This window comes from Pararhodobacter oceanensis (assembly GCF_003076755.1).
GTDB classification, from domain to species: domain Bacteria; phylum Pseudomonadota; class Alphaproteobacteria; order Rhodobacterales; family Rhodobacteraceae; genus Pararhodobacter; species Pararhodobacter oceanensis.
Genome location: NZ_QDKM01000007.1, coordinates 21166 through 34317 on the forward strand (window position 1 = coordinate 21166; position 13152 = coordinate 34317).

The 13152-nt window shown below is 61.2% G+C and carries 13 protein-coding genes and 1 tRNA gene; 3 read left to right on the plus strand and 11 right to left on the minus strand.

The window, feature by feature from the left end; genetic code table 11:
• The first annotated feature begins 9 nt into the window (after positions 1 to 9).
• Entirely contained in the window at positions 10 to 1176 is a 1167-nt protein-coding gene (locus DDE20_RS14335; protein ID WP_116559210.1) for a lytic murein transglycosylase, read from the plus strand.
• Between the two features lie 236 nt (positions 1177 to 1412).
• On the opposite strand, the gene DDE20_RS14340 is transcribed toward DDE20_RS14335, so the two are convergent.
• The 11 genes from DDE20_RS14340 to iscR all read right to left on the minus strand — a co-directional run bounded on the left by DDE20_RS14340 (position 1413) and on the right by iscR (position 9549).
• Positions 1413 to 1489 (minus strand) — tRNA-Arg (locus tag DDE20_RS14340).
• A gap of 90 nt (positions 1490 to 1579) precedes the next feature.
• Positions 1580 to 2800: a cysteine desulfurase gene (locus tag DDE20_RS14345; protein ID WP_116559211.1), complete on the minus strand. Its 1221-nt coding sequence runs from the start codon at positions 2798 to 2800 to the stop codon at positions 1580 to 1582.
• Positions 2793 to 3371: a YIP1 family protein gene (locus DDE20_RS14350; protein WP_116559212.1), complete on the minus strand. Its 579-nt coding sequence runs from the start codon at positions 3369 to 3371 to the stop codon at positions 2793 to 2795. Before DDE20_RS14350 ends, DDE20_RS14345 begins: the two co-directional genes overlap by 8 nt.
• Before the next feature lie 9 nt (positions 3372 to 3380).
• The gene (locus DDE20_RS14355; protein ID WP_116559213.1) at positions 3381 to 3878 is read right to left on the minus strand and encodes a YIP1 family protein; all 498 of its coding nucleotides are present in this window, start codon (positions 3876 to 3878) and stop codon (positions 3381 to 3383) included.
• Between the two features lie 4 nt (positions 3879 to 3882).
• Positions 3883 to 5202 (minus strand): SufB/SufD family protein, encoded by a 1320-nt coding sequence (locus DDE20_RS14360; RefSeq protein ID WP_116559214.1) that lies wholly within the window; start codon positions 5200 to 5202, stop codon positions 3883 to 3885.
• Positions 5199 to 5957 carry a Fe-S cluster assembly ATPase SufC gene (sufC, locus tag DDE20_RS14365; protein ID WP_116559215.1) on the minus strand — a complete coding sequence of 253 codons (759 nt, stop codon included), beginning with the start codon at positions 5955 to 5957 and terminating at the stop codon, positions 5199 to 5201. The genes DDE20_RS14360 and sufC overlap by 4 nt, the downstream gene beginning before the upstream one ends.
• A 20-nt stretch (positions 5958 to 5977) precedes the next feature.
• Positions 5978 to 6172 (minus strand): hypothetical protein, encoded by a 195-nt coding sequence (locus tag DDE20_RS14370; protein ID WP_116559216.1) that lies wholly within the window; start codon positions 6170 to 6172, stop codon positions 5978 to 5980.
• 113 nt (positions 6173 to 6285) lie between these two features.
• Positions 6286 to 6486 carry a hypothetical protein gene (locus DDE20_RS14375; protein ID WP_116559217.1) on the minus strand — a complete coding sequence of 67 codons (201 nt, stop codon included), beginning with the start codon at positions 6484 to 6486 and terminating at the stop codon, positions 6286 to 6288.
• A complete protein-coding gene (gene sufB, locus DDE20_RS14380; RefSeq protein ID WP_116559218.1) occupies positions 6483 to 8000 on the minus strand; it encodes a Fe-S cluster assembly protein SufB in 1518 nt (505 codons plus the stop codon). The genes DDE20_RS14375 and sufB overlap by 4 nt, the downstream gene beginning before the upstream one ends.
• 5 nt (positions 8001 to 8005) lie before the next feature.
• Positions 8006 to 9088 (minus strand): cysteine desulfurase family protein, encoded by a 1083-nt coding sequence (locus DDE20_RS14385; protein WP_116559219.1) that lies wholly within the window; start codon positions 9086 to 9088, stop codon positions 8006 to 8008.
• On the minus strand, positions 9085 to 9549 hold the full coding sequence (gene iscR, locus DDE20_RS14390) for a Fe-S cluster assembly transcriptional regulator IscR (RefSeq protein WP_116559220.1): 465 nt from the start codon (positions 9547 to 9549) through the stop codon (positions 9085 to 9087). Before iscR ends, DDE20_RS14385 begins: the two co-directional genes overlap by 4 nt.
• A 211-nt stretch (positions 9550 to 9760) precedes the next feature.
• Between iscR and DDE20_RS14395 the strand changes: the two genes are divergently transcribed.
• Together DDE20_RS14395 and DDE20_RS14400 are read left to right on the plus strand one after the other, a co-directional pair.
• A complete protein-coding gene (locus tag DDE20_RS14395) occupies positions 9761 to 10420 on the plus strand; it encodes an alpha/beta hydrolase (RefSeq protein WP_116559221.1) in 660 nt (219 codons plus the stop codon).
• A gap of 297 nt (positions 10421 to 10717) precedes the next feature.
• Complete coding sequence (locus DDE20_RS14400) at positions 10718 to 13102, plus strand: glycogen/starch/alpha-glucan phosphorylase (protein ID WP_116559328.1); 2385 nt, start codon at positions 10718 to 10720, stop codon at positions 13100 to 13102.
• The last annotated feature ends 50 nt before the right edge of the window (positions 13103 to 13152 follow it).

Here is a 13152-nt window from a genome sequence, read left to right on the forward strand (position 1 = left end):
AGCAGAGACATGATGATCAACCGACGCCTGTTTGGACTGGGGCTCGCGGGCTTTGGCCTGACCGCCTGTTCACGCGTGAGCATGGGCGGCGCAGGCGGAACCTACAGCACGCCGGCGCGCGATGAATTGCCAGCAGACCTGCTGCCCGCGCCGAATGCCGAATATTCCGCTTGGGTCGCCGGATTTCGCGGCCGAGCGCAGGCGGACGGGATCACCTCGGCGACGCTGGACCGCGCCTTTCGCGGCGCCGGTTTCCTGCCCGGTGTGGTGACGCGCGACCGCAACCAAACCGAGTTTAACCGCACGCTCGAGGATTATCTCTCGATCGCCGCCTCGGATGAACGCATCGAGAAGGGCCGTCAGGCGCTGGCCCGCCACCGCCGCACGTTGAACGCGATTGAAGAGCAATACGGCGTCGACGCCGAGATCGTCACCGCGATCTGGGGGCTCGAGAGTTTCTATGGCGAGCGGCAGGGATTGATCCCGGTGATCTCCGCCACCTCGACGCTGGCTTTTGAGGGGCGTCGCGGCCGCTATTTTGAGCGTGAGTTGATGGCGGCGCTGAGGATCGTGCAGAACGGCGATATCGACGCGCCGAATATGACCGGCAGCTGGGCGGGCGCGATGGGGCATACGCAATGCATGCCGACGGTGTTTCAGGAATACGCGGTGGATTTCACCGGCGACGGGCGGCGCGATATCTGGTCCGAAGACCCGACCGATGCACTGGCCACCACCGCGAATTACCTCAAGCGCCACGGCTGGACCCGCGGTTTGCGCTGGGGCGGCGAAATCGGCGGGCGCGGTAGCAGCGGCCCCGAAGATCGTGTGATCCAGCCGCAAACCGGCGGGCCGCGGTTCAACACCACCAGCAATTTTCGGGTGATCAAACGCTATAACCCCTCGGACGCCTATGCGCTTGGCGTCGGGCATCTGGCTGACCGGATCGCCGGTGCCGGCCCCCTGCGCGGCAGTTTCCCACCCGACGAAAACGGGCTAACGCGGCGCGACCGGATCACCCTGCAAGAGCGGCTAACCGCGCGCGGATTTGATACCGAAGGGGCGGACGGGGTGATCGGACGCAACACCGAAGCCGCAATCAGCGCCTATCAAGAAAGCGCTGGATTGCCGGTGACCGGCACGCCGTCGCAGGAGTTGCTGCGGCGGTTGCGCTAGGCGTTTGGCTCAACCAAAAATTTTGCGATAACGGCGCCGAGACGCATCTCGTTAACCACACCAAATCCATGTGCGCGTGGCACACGCTGCTGGTCGATCACCAACAGACCGCGTGTGCCGCGCATTTGACGGTTAACGGCTTCTCAGCGGGTCCGGCGGTATCGACACCGATCTCGCATAGACAACAAAACACCTAGGCCGATGCATGTCGGGCGCTGGCGGGGAATGTGGTGAGATGGTGGACCCAGCAGGATTCGAACCTGCGACCTTCGCCTTCGGAGGGCGACACTCTATCCAGCTGAGCTATGGATCCACTGGCCGCTGTATAGGGACTTAATCCTCAGGGTGCAATTGGGATTTTGCATGATTTGCCCTAAGGCGGCTCCAGCGCAGATTTACCGTGTCAGCCAAAGAGCTCGTGGCAGAATTCCAGCGCCTCGACCAAGGCATCAACTTCGGCTTTGGTGTTATACATCGCGAAGCTGGCGCGGCAGGAGGCGGAGATGCCAAGATGCTCCATCAACGGGCCTGCGCAATGCTGACCGGCGCGCACGGCGACACCCTGTTTGTCGAGAATCGTCGAGATATCATGGGCATGCGCGCCGTTGTTCATGGTGAACGAGAAGATCCCGCCCTTGCCCGGGGCGTCGCCCTGAATATTCAGCCAGTTCAACCCGTTGAGCCGCTCACGCGCATAACTGGCCAGCGTTTTCTCATGCGCGGCGATATGCTCCATGCCCAGCGACATCAGATATTCCAGCGCCACGCCCATGCCGATCTGCTGCACGATGCCGGGGGTGCCGGCCTCGAACCGGTGCGGCGGGTCGTTATAAGTGACCGTGTCGCGGGTGACCTCGCGGATCATATCGCCACCGCCCAAAAACGGGCGCATATCGGCTTGACGCTCAGCACGCACATAGATCGCACCCGAGCCCGAGGGGCCATACAGCTTATGGCCGGTGATCGGGTAGAAATCGACGCCGAGATCCTGCACATCCACCGGCATATGTACCGCCGCCTGCGAGCCATCGGCAAGCACCGGAATACCCTGCGCGCGCGCGCCCTCTGCGATGGTTTTGATGTCGACCACCGTGCCCAGCACGTTCGACATATGGCTGACCGCGATCAGCTTGGTGCGCGGTGTGATCGCCTCAAGCACCCGCGCCGGATCAAGGCTGCCGTCGGCCTCGATATCGACCCAGACCAGTTTGACACCCTGCCGCTCGCGCAGGAAATGCCACGGCACGATATTGGCGTGGTGTTCCATCACCGAGAGGATGATCTCGTCGCCCGCCTGCATCCGCGGCATCGCCCAGCCGTAGGCGATCAGGTTGATCGCCTCGGTGGTGCCAGAGGTGAACAGGATTTCATCCTCGGAACCCGCGTTCAAAAACCGCTGAACGGTGCCGCGCACGGCCTCGTATTTATCGGTCGCGAGGTTGGACAGATAGTGCAACCCACGGTGAACGTTGGAATATTCCTGCGAGTAAGCGGTGGTGATCGCGTCGATGACCATCTGCGGTTTCTGCGCCGAGGCACCGCTGTCGAGATAGACCAGCGGCCGGTTGTTAACCTTGCGCGACAGGATCGGAAAATCGCGGCGAACGGCCTCGACGTCAAACATCGGACACTCCTGAGAAATCGAAGCCTAGGAACAGCAGAATCACCGACAACACAAAGGACATGATGGTGAACACCATCACCCCGCCGACCAGCACCATCGCGCGTGAGCGGAACCCGTGCAGCGCGCAGATAAATCCGGTCAGCATCCACAGGGAAATAATGATCGAAAACAGCGTGACCAGAACATTGAGTCCCGGCAGCGCAAGGATCGCCACCAGTTGCAGCACGAACAGCACCACCGTAACCGCCTGCAGCCATGCCATCAGCCAGAGCGCATCGTCAAACGAGCCGGTGCCGCCGAAGCCGCGCCCGACATAGGCCACGAGGCCGACGACCAATACATTGAGCCCGAATTGCGCCGCGGCAAAGCCAACCGGCGGCGGCATCATCTCGAGCTGGCCGGACATGAAGGGCACCGCGTAAAACAGCAAAACCGAGACCAGAATCGCCGCCGAGAGCAGCATCCAGCGCACCACCAGCGGCGGATTGACGGCGATCACCGCACGGCCACCGGCCTCGGGGTCGACAACGCTGAGCCGCGCCAATGCTAACAGGGTCGAAGTCTGTGTCATGCCGCTTCCCTACGCCTGCGCGCGCGCGGCTTCAAGCGCCACCCGCAGGCCTGCCGCCAGAACCATGGCGAAGACCGCAAACACCGCCGCGCCGGTGAGCGTGGCTTGCGGCCCATTGCCGATCATTCCGGTCACCAAGCCTTGCAATAAGACCAGTGGGCTGACCACCAAAAGCGCCCAGAACAGCGCCAGCCTGACGTCGAACCCATTGATTGCTCTCTCAAAAATCCGGCAGACCAAAGTCAGAATGCCGCCGATCGCATAGAACATCAGCGGCGCCATGAACACCGAGCCAAAGAGCGCGCCAGCCATCAGTGCCTCGAAAGGCACCGAGTCGTCGAGATGCGCCTGCCGTGCCAAACGTGGCCATTGCGCGATGAAAAACAACGCGCAGGCGATCATCAGATAGACCAATATCCGCGCTTCGCGGCGCTGGCCTTGCCGCAACCCCCGGACAACTGCCCGGGGATTGCGAAAACTGCGTAGCATGTCAGTGCTGACGGACATCAGATCACTCTCCGTGACGCTCCAGCCAACCGGCAAGGCGCAGGCGGATGTCATTGGCCAGATCGTGATCTTCGATCTCGTCCAGCGACTCGCCCAAGAAAGCGGTGACCAACAGACGCTTGGCGTCATCCTCGGGCACGCCGCGGGCGCGCAGGTAAAAGAGGTGATCCTCGTCCAGCTCACCCGAGGTCGATCCGTGCGAACATTTCACGTCATCCGCGTGGATTTCCAGCTCCGGCTTGGCAAGGAACTGGCCGCTTTCGTCCATCAGCAGCGCCTGGCTTTTCTGATAGCCATCCGTGAGTTGCGCGGATTGCTCGACCAGAATCTTGCCCTGAAACACCCCGACAGCACCGTGATAGAGCACCTTCTTATAGACCTGACGGCTTTCGCAAGCGGGCGCGGTATGGGTGACGAAAATCGTGTCGTCGTTGTGGAAATCCCCATCGCCCATCGCGGCACCGGCCAGATGCACCACACCGCCCTCGCCTTCGAGCCAGACCACCATCTCGTTGCGCACCATGGCGCCATTCACCGACAGGGTGAACGAGCGGAAATGCGACTCGGCGCCTTGGCGCGCGAAGATATGCGTGCAACCGGCGCGCTGGTGATCGCGGCCCATGGCGCGGACGTGATGCAGCGTGGCGCGGTCGGCGAGATCCGCCTCGAGCACCGTCGAAACCCGCGCCGCACCCGGCCCGTTCTCGAGCAGCGTCACTTCGCCACCCTCTTCGACACGCACGACATGGTGCAAGACCATCTCGGCATTCGCATCCGAGCGCAGGTAGACCAGCGACACCGGACGCGAGACGCGACCAGTGACACGGATCAACACGCCATCGGTGGCGGTGGCGGTGTTGAGCGCGGCAAGCGGGCGCGGCACCGGGTTCTGCGCTTTGGCCTCGAGCGTGCCATAAAGGTCTTTGGCCCAATGGATATCGGCCTCACCAGCTTCGGAAAGCCGTTCAATCTCAAGGCCTTCGCCTTCGATCTTATCCGACTGCTCGGGGCTGAACACACCGTCGACAAAGACCAGCGACAGGCGCTCGATGCCGCCGAACATCACCGGCTCGTCATCGGCGACAAAGACCTCGGCGGGCGTCGGCGCGCTGCTGACAAAGCGCGCGGGGTCGGTGTAGCGCCAGTATTCATCGCGCTTTTCGGGCATGCCCATGCCCTTGAGCCGCTCCATCGCGGCTTCGCGCGCGCGCATCAGCCAAGCGGCGGATGCAGGCAGCGTCACCGAAGATAGATGCGCCTCGGTGTCCTTCAACCGCGCCGCAAATCGCGCCGCGCGGGGGCTAACGGCAGATGCTGTGGTCATGCCGCCACCTCTGCGAGGATGTCCGCATAGCCATTGGTTTCCACTTCGATCGCCAGCTCGGGACCGCCGGTTTTGACGATGCGACCATCGGCGAGAATATGCACAACATCCGGTTTGATGTGGTCAAGCAGACGCTGGTAGTGGGTGATCACAAGGAAGGAACGCCCCTCGCTGCGCAGCGCGTTCACACCGTCCGCAACCAGTTTCATCGCGTCCACGTCAAGACCGGAGTCGGTCTCGTCAAGGATGCACATACGCGGCTCAAGCACCGACATCTGCAGGATTTCGTTACGCTTTTTCTCACCGCCCGAGAAGCCGACGTTGACCGGACGCTTGAGCATATCGGCGTCGATGTTCAGCTCTTTTGCCTTGGCGCGGACCAGTTTGAGGAAATCGCCCGAAGACATTTCCGGCTCGCCACGGGCCTTGCGCTGCGAGTTCACCGCGGTGCGCAGGAAGGTCATATTGCCAACACCGGGGATTTCTACCGGATACTGGAACGCCTGAAACAGGCCAGCGGCGGCGCGCTCTTCGGGCTCGAGATCCAGCAGATCCTGACCGTCCAGCGTCGCGGTGCCTTGGGTGACCTCATAGCCGTCACGGCCCGACAGCACATAAGAAAGCGTCGATTTGCCCGAGCCGTTCGGCCCCATGATGGCGTGCACTTTGCCCGCCTCGACTTTCAGCGACAACCCCTTCAGGATCGCTTTGTCCTCGTCTTCAAGTTCGACGTGCAGGTTGTTGATTTCTAGCATTTTTTTCGTCCTGTTCGCAGTTATTTACGCATGATGGATTTGGCCGAGATATGGCTCAGAATAACGGCCGCAATAGCGGCGAAAGCGGCCATGCCGCGCCCGCCGGGATACCAAACCGGATAGGAAAGCGACATCATCAGCACCACGCCGATGGCGACCAGCAGAACATAGCGCGAGCGCGGTTCAGCGGTTGTCAGTAGCCATTTCCAGTTCATCTCAGATTTCCTTTGTCACCGCCGAGGCAAGGGGCCGGCGTTCCTGCCGCTATTGCTCCCGCCCCGCGCGTTTTTTCCGCACGGGGCAAAGCAAGCGGCGCGAACCGCCAACCTTACTCTGAACGCGCCTTTTTACGCCGTGCGGTCAGTAGCACGAACACCACTGTCACCAGCAAAGACACCACGCCGCGTTCGATCCAGTTGACCGGCGTTTGCCAGACAAAGGTGTCCATCGCGACACCAATGCCCAGAAACACCAGCAAGAACAGCGGCGCGGACTTCAGTTCAGCGCGCACATAGTCCCAAAAACTCACCCGACGGACCCTTCCAGCGAGATCGCCACCAGCGCCTGTGCTTCCATGGCAAACTCCATCGGCAGCGCCTGCAGCACTTCGCGGCAGAACCCGTTGACCACCAAGGCGACGGCCTCTTCCTCGTCCATGCCGCGCTGGCGGCAATAGAACAGCTGATCGTCGTCAACCTTCGAGGTCGTCGCTTCATGCTCGATCCGCGAGGTGCCGTTGCGCACTTCGATATAGGGGATCGCATGGGCGCCGCATTCGCTGCCGATCAGCAGGCTGTCGCACTGGGTATAGTTGCGCGATTCCGCGGCTTTCGGGTGCATCGAAACCAGACCGCGATAGGTGTTCTGCGCTTTACCGGCGCTGATCCCTTTCGACACGATCCGCGAACGCGTGCGTTTGCCCAGATGGACCATCTTGGTGCCGGTGTCGGCCTGCTGCATATTGTTGGTGATCGCGACCGAGTAGAACTCACCCGAGCTGTCATCACCGCGCAGGATGCACGAGGGGTATTTCCAGGTGATCGCCGAGCCGGTCTCGACCTGCGTCCACATCACCTTGGCGCGGTCGCCACGGCAATCGGCGCGTTTGGTCACGAAATTATAAATTCCGCCTTTGCCGTCTTCATCGCCCGGATACCAGTTCTGCACCGTCGAATATTTGACTTCGGCGTCCTCAAGGATGACGATCTCCACCACCGCCGCGTGCAGCTGCGTGGTGTCGCGTTGCGGTGCGGTGCAACCCTCGAGATAGGACACATGCGAGCCCTTCTCGGCGACAATCAGCGTGCGCTCGAACTGGCCGGTGTTCTCGGCGTTGATGCGGAAATAGGTCGAAAGCTCCATCGGACAACGCACACCCTCGGGGATGTAGACAAACGACCCATCGGTAAACACCGCCGAGTTCAGCGTGGCGAAATAGTTATCCGAGACCGGAACCACGGTGCCGAGGTATTTCTTCACCAGCTCAGGGTGTTCGCGGATTGCTTCCGAGATCGAGCAGAAGATCACACCGGCTTTGAGCAGCTCGTCCTTAAACGTGGTGCCAAGGCTGACGGAGTCGAAGACCGCATCGACGGCGACCTGACGCGGCGCGTCTTCGGCACCCTCGACACCGGCGAGGATTTTCTGCTCTTCCAGCGGAATCCCCAGCTTGGCATAGGTGGCCAACAGCTTGGGATCGACCTCATCCAGCGACTTGGGCTTTTCCACCATGCTGGCGGGTTTGGCATAGTAATACTGGTCTTGATAGTCGATCGGCGGGATGTTGAGCATCGCCCAATCCGGCTCTTCCATCTGCTGCCAACGGCGGAAGGCCGCAAGGCGCCATTCGGTCATCCACTCGGGCTCTTTATTCTTGTCCGAGATCAGCCGCACGATGTCTTCGTTCAACCCTTTCGGGGCAAAGATCATCTCGACATCGGTTTCCCAGCCGTGTTTGTATTTACCCGCCATCGACTGCACGGTTTCTACCGTTTCGCGATCCACTCCGTCGCGCACTTCAAGCGTTTCATCCAATGCAGACATCTGTGTTATCCCGTCTTGTTTTTCGGCAGGGCAAGCCCTGCTTGTTTCTGTCTATTCTGTGCCCGCCCATAAGCCTTGGCATAGGCCTTGGCAAAGGAGAGCACGTTCTCGCGCCCGGTTTCGGGGCCAAAGGACACCCTGAGCGCCGATCCGGCCTGCGCCGCATCATATCCCATCGCCAGCAACACGCGGCTGGCACTTACCTTACCCGACGAACAGGCCGAACCCGCGGAGACCGCGAAGCCAGCCAGATCCATCGCCATCACCTGCGTTTCGCCCTTCCACCCCGGCGCAATCAGGCTCAAGGTGTTGGGCAGTCGTTGGTGATCCTTACCGAGCAAGATAATCCCCTCACACTCGGCTTCTAGTGCCTGTTCCAGCATTAATCGCCACTCTGCGACCTCCTGCCACAGGCCATTGGCCAGATCCCGCGCGGCGGCCTCGGCGGCGGCGCCGAAACCGACGATGCCAAGCACATTCTCGGTGCCTGCGCGGCGGCCCATTTCCTGCCCGCCGCCCTTGATCCCGGCGGTGACATCCAGCCCCTGCCGCAAGGCCAGCGCGCCGATGCCTTTCGGCCCGCCCAGCTTATGGGCGCTGACCATCGCCATATCGGCGCCCAGCCAGTTGAACGCCATCGGCAGTTTGCCAAAGGCCTGCGTCGCGTCACACACCGCGATCCCTTCGGGCAGTTTTTGCACCACGCCGGTTTCCGAATTGGCCAGTTGCAATGCCGTATGCGCCGGATCGCTGACGCTGACATGACCCTGCGCATCCACCGGCAAATCCGCGTGACACCACGCCGAGACCGCGTCGTGTTCCACCGCCGCGCAGTGCAAATCACGCCCTGCACAGGCCAAAGCGGCGGCTTCGGTGGCGCCCGAGGTGAAGACGATATCCGCACCCGCCGCGCCAAGCGCGTCCGAGACCTGCGCGCGCGCCTTCTCGATCAAGCCGCGCACCGCCCGCCCTTCGCCGTGGATCGAACTGGCATTGCCGGTCACATCCATCGCCGCAATCATTGCATCGCGCGCCTCGGGGCGCAGCGGCGCGCTGGCGTTCCAGTCAAGGTAAACCCGCCCGCTCATGCAAGCACATGGAACAGGCCGGGCACCGCCGGACAGGGTTTAAGCGCATTGCCCGCGACATCGGCCAGCGTGGTCTGGTGCAAATAGACATAGACCTGCGCCGAGAGCCCTTCCCACAGGCGGTTGGTCATCGACTGCGCCTGCGATCCCGAGACCCCGCCCGAGGCACCGGCGCCGAGTTCCATCGCGCAGACCGTCTCTTCCACCGCTTCGAGCACCTCATCGGTGCGAATGTCTTCCGGTTCACGCGCCAGCCGGTAGCCGCCGCCCGGCCCGCGCACCGATTCGACCAATCCGGCGCGGCGCAATTTGACGAACAATTGCTCAAGATAGGCCTGCGAGACATCCTGACGGCGCGCAATCTCGGCCAAAGACACATGTTTATTGGGCGTGCGCCGCGTCAAAATCGCCAAATCGACCATGGCAACCATCGCGTAACGCCCTTTTGTCGACAGTTTCATAGCTTTAACCCTTGCCTTGACCAATTGCCTGCGCACCGAAGCGGTGCATAGAGATTGACGTTTAGCGCCGCCCTGCTTAACTGCTAGCGCATAAACCAAGTCTGCAAACCATGAGGCTGCAGAGATTAGAACCGTTCTAGGTTAGCCGACTTCTTTTGTCAACAATAGAAGCCAGCCGCCGGAACCATCCGTTTTTGTAGAAGGTCCCTGGATGCCCGAAGTGATTTTTGCCGGCCCCGATGGTCGTCTTGAAGGACGCTATCACCCGCAACCCAACCGCGACGCCCCGCTGGCCATTGTGCTGCACCCGCACCCGCAATTCGGCGGCACGATGAACAACAAAGTGGTGTATAACCTGCACTACGCCTTTCATGAAATGGGGTTCTCGGTGCTGCGGTTCAACTTCCGCGGTGTCGGGCGCAGCCAGGGTGAATACGACCAGGGCGTCGGCGAGTTGAGCGATGCGGCAGCGGCGCTCGATTATCTGCAATCGATCAACTCCAACACCCGCCATTGCTGGGTCGCTGGCTTCAGCTTTGGCGCCTGGATCGGCATGCAACTCCTGATGCGCCGCCCCGATATCAGCGGCTTTGTCTCGGTGGCCCCGCCCGCAAATCTCTATGATTTCAGCTTCCTCGCGCCCTGCCCGGCCTCGGGTCTGATCATCAACGGCACCGCCGACCGCGTCGCGCCGCCCAAGGATGTCGCCGGTCTGGTCGGCAAGCTGCACGAGCAAAAGGGCATCACCATCACCCATACCGAGATCGAGGGCTCTGACCACTTCTTCCGCGATGAAGAGGCGCATATGAACCCGATGCTTGATCACGTGAAAACCTATGTGTCGCGGCGTCTGACCGAAACCACACGCTAAACACAACGCCTGAGTTGACTGCGGCCATTTCCACCTCAATTTGAGGTAAATGGCCGCAAAAAACCCCGTTTTCGACAAAAAACCATACTGTGACTGCCCAGATTAGGCCCGGATCGCCAGCGATAGCTATCGTGAGGCGATTTTTTTATTGGCGCTATTTTGGTGGCGGTCGCGCTGTGGCGCGGGGAACAGGAGCAGGGAATGAAATTCATGCGTTCGATGACGTTTGACAAAAACACCAGCGGCATGAGCGGTTGGGCGCATGACGCCCGAAACCCCGAAACGCCGGCAAAGGATATGCTGCCGATGACCGCCAACGCGCTGCGCGACGCCATTCTCAAACATCTGGAGTATTCACAGGGCAAGGATCTGGCCAATGCCAGCCTCTACGACATGCGTATGGCCCTGACCCTCGCGATCCGCGACAAGGTGGTCGAGCCGTGGTTTCGCGCCAACCGCGCCAGCTATCAGGCGCAATCCAAACGGGTGTATTACCTGTCGATGGAGTTCCTGATCGGGCGCCTCTTGGAAGACGCGGTGATGAACCTCGGGTTGACCGAGGCCGCACATGAGGCGGTGGCCGGCCTCGGCCATAATTTCCGCGATGTGCTGGATGATGAGCCCGACGCCGCGCTTGGCAATGGCGGGCTCGGTCGTCTGGCCGCTTGTTTCCTCGATTCCATGTCAACGCTGGGCTGCCCCGCTTACGGCTACGGCATCCGCTATGAACACGGGCTCTTCCGCCAAAGCTTTGGCCCCGACGGCCGCCAGTTGGAAAGTGCCGAAGACTGGCTCCGCCAGCGCCACGGCTGGGAATTCGCCCGCCCTGACACCGCCTTCCAGATCGGTTTTGGCGGTATCGTCGCCGAGTCAGGGCGCGCCGCGGTCTGGACCCCCGATAACGCCGTGCTCGCCAAAGCCTATGATACGCCGGTGATCGGCTGGCAGGGCAAATGGGCCAATACCTTGCGCCTCTGGGGGGCCGAAGCGATCGACGCCTTCGATCTCGACGCCTTCAATAGCGGCGATTTCACCGGTGCCGCCGCGCCCGAGGCTTTGGCCCGCACGATCAGCCGCGTGCTCTATCCCGATGACACCACCGATCAGGGCAAAGAGTTGCGGCTCAAGCAGGAGTTCTTCTTCACCGCCGCCTCTTTGCGCGACATTCTGCGCCGCTTTGCCAGAGAATGCAGCGATCTGAGCCAATTGCCAAACCGCGTGGCGATCCAGATGAATGACACCCATCCCGCGATTGCCGGTCCCGAGCTGGTGCGCCTGTTGCATGACGAGCGTGGCATGGAATTCGAGACTGCCGTCGACACCGCCCGCGCCTGTCTGGCCTATACCAACCACACGCTGCTGCCCGAAGCGCTGGAACGCTGGCCCGAGGCGCTGATGACCCGCGTTCTGCCGCGCCATATGCAGTTGATCGAACGCATCGATGCCCTGCACGCGCAGCGCCATCCGACCCGACAGGCCACTATCCTTGAGGGTGGCGAGGTGAAGATGGGCGAATTGTCCTTTGTCATGGCGCATAAAGTGAATGGCGTCTCGGCGCTGCATACCGAACTGGTGAAATCCACCGTTTTCAATGACTTGCATAGGTTACACCCCGAGCGGATCATCAACCAGACCAACGGCATCACCCCGCGCCGCTGGCTCAAAGGTGCCAATCCGCGGCTCTCGGCGCTGATCACCGACACCATCGGCAGCGGTTGGGAGGATGATCTGGAGCGCCTGCGCGACTTGGAACCGGCGATTGCAACGCCCGAATTCCGCGACGCATTCGCGCAGGTGAAAGCGCGCAATAAATCCGATCTGGCGCAATGGATCGGGCAGGATATGGGGATCAAAGTGAACCCCGACGCGATGTTCGATGTGCAGATCAAACGCTTTCATGAATACAAGCGCCAGCATCTGAACATCCTTGAAATCATCGCGCTCTGGCAGGAAATCCGCGAGAATCCCACCGCCAATTGGGCGCCCCGCGTCAAGATTTTCGGCGGCAAAGCCGCGCCCGGCTATGTTATGGCCAAGGAAATCATCCACCTGATCAACAATGTCGCCCGGGTGATCAACGCCGACAAACTCACCCGCGATCTGCTGACCGTGGTCTACCCGCCCAATTACAATGTCACTATGGCCGAGCGGCTGATCCCCGCCGCGGATCTCTCCGAGCAGATCTCGACCGCGGGCAAAGAGGCCTCGGGCACCGGCAACATGAAGTTCAGCCTCAACGGTGCGCTAACCATCGGCACGCTGGACGGCGCGAATGTCGAAATCCGCGAGCTGGTCGGGGCCGAGAACTTCTTTCTCTTTGGCATGACCGCCGATGAAGTGGTCGCCTGCCGCCAAGACCCCGCGCATATGGCCAAAGCCATCGCCCGCAGTCAGCGGCTCACCCGCGCCATTGAGTTGATCGAAAGCGGCACCTTCTCGCATGGCGACCCGAGCACCTACCGTGACTTGACACAAAACCTGCGAACGCATGATTACTTCACCGTCTGCGCCGATTTTGACAGTTTCTGGGACGCCCAGCGGCAGGTTGATCAGGCTTGGTTCGACCGCGACAACTGGACCCGCATGGCGGCGCTGAACACCGCACGCAGCGGCTGGCTCAGTTCGGATCGCACGATCAAAAGCTATATGCAGGATATCTGGTCGATCGCGCCGATGATTTAACGCCGTCAGGTGTTTAAGACGTTAACAATTTGATTGCCTTTCGCCCGGAC